2 protein-coding genes and 1 pseudogene are annotated in these 2,449 nt (G+C 62.7%); 1 reads left to right on the top strand and 2 read right to left on the bottom strand.

Features of this window, described 5'->3' with window-relative positions; all coding sequences use genetic code 11:
• Positions 1–1,704 (bottom strand): glutamine--fructose-6-phosphate transaminase (isomerizing) (glmS, locus tag EOA33_RS32320; protein ID WP_127407471.1); only part of this gene is annotated, 1,704 nt, incomplete at its 3' end.
• Positions 1,705–1,916: 212 nt separating this feature from the next.
• On the opposite strand from glmS, the gene EOA33_RS32315 reads away from it, so the two are divergent.
• Entirely contained in the window at positions 1,917–2,291 is a 375-nt protein-coding gene (locus tag EOA33_RS32315) for an ADP-ribosylation/crystallin J1 (RefSeq protein ID WP_127407470.1), read from the top strand.
• Positions 2,292–2,294: 3 nt separating this feature from the next.
• Here EOA33_RS32315 and glmU read toward each other — a convergent pair.
• A pseudogene (gene glmU, locus EOA33_RS32310) lies at positions 2,295–2,449 on the bottom strand (bifunctional UDP-N-acetylglucosamine diphosphorylase/glucosamine-1-phosphate N-acetyltransferase GlmU); the annotation flags it as partial.

The raw sequence follows: 2,449 nt of genomic DNA, 5'->3' as shown, positions 1-2,449 counted from the left end.
CTCCGGCACCTCGGGAAGCACGATTGTCTCCATCGTCTTCACGCTCGCCTGCGCCGCGCCCTTGCTGTCGGTGATCAGGATGATCTTGCCGCCGCGCGCCGCAACTTCCTGCATGTTGGACACCGTCTTTTCGAAGATGCGGTCATGCGGAGCGATGACGATGACTGGCATGTGCTCGTCGATCAGCGCGATCGGTCCATGCTTCAATTCGCCACCGGCATAGCCTTCGGCATGGATATAGGAGATTTCCTTGAGCTTCAGCGCGCCTTCCATGGCCAGCGGGAAGTTGGTGTCGCGGCCGAGGTAGAGCACATCGCTGTAGCGGGACAGCTCGCGCGCGATCCGCTCGATCTGGCTGTCCAGCTTCAGCACCTGGTTGGCGAAGCGGGGCGCCTCTGAAAGCTCGCGCACCAGCACTTTCTCCTCATCGCGCGAGATCGTGCCGCGCGCCACGCCCGCCCGCACTGCGAGCGAAGCCAGCACTGAGAGCTGGCAGGTGAAGGCCTTGGTCGAGGCGACGCCGATCTCAGGCCCGGCCAGTGTCGGCAGGACGACGTCGGACTCGCGCGCCATGGTCGATTCGCGCACATTGACGACCGCGCCGATCTTCATGCCGGCCCGGCGGCAGTAGCGCAGCGAGGCCAGCGTGTCGGCGGTCTCGCCCGACTGCGAGATGAACAAGGCGGCGTCGTTCGACGACAGCGGCATCTCGCGGTAGCGGAATTCCGAGGCGACATCGATGTCGACCGGCAGCCGCGCATAGCGCTCGAACCAGTATTTGCTGATCAGGCCTGCCAGATAGGCGGTGCCGCAGGCCGAGATCGCCAGCCGGCCGATCTTGGCGAAATCGAAGGGCAGCTCGAGCGGCTTCGACATGCCGGAGATGAAGTCGACGTAATGCGCCAGCGTGTGCGAGATCACCTCCGGCTGCTCATGGATTTCCTTTTCCATGAAATGCCGCCGGTTGCCCTTGTCGACCATGAAACCGGTCGACAGCGACTGCTGGCGCTTGCGGTCGACCTTGTTGCCGTCCATGTCGAAGATGGCGACCTCGTTGCGGCGCACCACGGCCCAGTCGCCGTCTTCCAAATAGGTGATCGAGTTGGTGAAGGGCGCCAGCGCAATGGCGTCGGATCCGAGGAACATCTCGCCCTCGCCATGGCCGACTGCCAGAGGCGGACCGTTGCGGGCGCCTATGATGAGGTCTTCGTCGCCTTTGAACATGATCGCCAGCGCGAAGGCGCCCGAGAGCCGCTTCAGCGCCTGGTGCGCGGCCTGGACCGGCTTCAGTCCCTTGGCGAGTTCGCGGGCTACCAGATGCGCGACGACCTCGGTGTCTGTCTGCGAGGAAAAGCTGTAGCCGTCGCGGGTCAGCTCGTCGCGCAGTTCGGCGAAATTCTCGATGATGCCGTTGTGGACGATGGCGACGCCGTCGGAAAAATGCGGATGCGCATTGGTCTCGTTCGGCACGCCATGGGTGGCCCAGCGCGTGTGGCCGATGCCGATCGTGCCGTCGAGCGGCTCTTCCTTCAGCCGGCGTTCGAGGTTGATTAGCTTGCCTTCGGCGCGGCGGCGGCCGAGCTCGCCATTTTCGATGGTGGCGACGCCGGCCGAGTCATAGCCGCGATATTCCAGCCGCTTCAACGCGTCGACGATGAGCGGCGCGACCTGCGAATGGCCGACAATTCCGACGATGCCGCACATGGCCGTTACCCCCGATTCCCTGCAGAAACCCAGCGCTATCTAGGGATTGCGGGCCTGCCGTGAAAGTCACTTTGCGTTTCGTTCCGTGTCAGCGGAACGGGTCTTGCTCGCAATGCACCCTGACATACCGCTGTTGCAATCCGATTACTGCAATCGTTCGGTTTTTCAAGCGCTTGGTTCTCGTTTCAGAAATATCTGGCTAAAGTCTGGCCATGGGCGAAGCCAAACCCACGGTGACACTCTGGCGTCCTGTCGGATCACAAGAGCTGAAGCTGATCGAGGCATCGGGCATGCGGGCGTTTCCGCCACGGCTGCCCGAACAGCCGATTTTCTATCCGGTCCTGTCCGAAGCCTACGCCGTGCAGATCGCACGCGACTGGAACGTACCCGCAAGCGGCTCGGGTTTCGTCACCCGGTTTGACGTGTTGAAGAGTTTTCTCAACCGGTACCGGGTCGAGCATGCCGGCAGCAAGGCGCATCTGGAATACTGGATCCCTACCGAAGACCTGCCTGAATTCAACAAGTCGATCGTCGGCAGGATCGAAGTGACCGCCGCTTTCGGCAAGGAAAGCGAGCTCGCCGGCTGACCGCTAGTGGTCGGCGCCGGCTTTCTTTTTCGCTGCCGCCGAGGCAAAGCGCTCGCGTATTTCCTTGCCCTTGCCGGGAATGGTCTTCTGGCGGGCGCGACCGAAGGCCAATGCATCGTCGGGCACGCTTTCGGTGATCACGCTGCCCGAGGCGATAT

Source organism: Mesorhizobium sp. M4A.F.Ca.ET.050.02.1.1 (assembly GCF_003997725.1).
Taxonomy (GTDB): domain Bacteria; phylum Pseudomonadota; class Alphaproteobacteria; order Rhizobiales; family Rhizobiaceae; genus Mesorhizobium.
This window is presented reverse-complemented; position numbering and strand designations above follow the sequence as displayed.

Bases quoted from the DNA above. Each gene is read 5' to 3' on its own strand.
- EOA33_RS32315 (WP_127407470.1), top strand. From the start codon at position 1,917: ATGGGCGAAGCCAAACCCACGGTGACACTCTGGCGTCCTGTCGGATCA.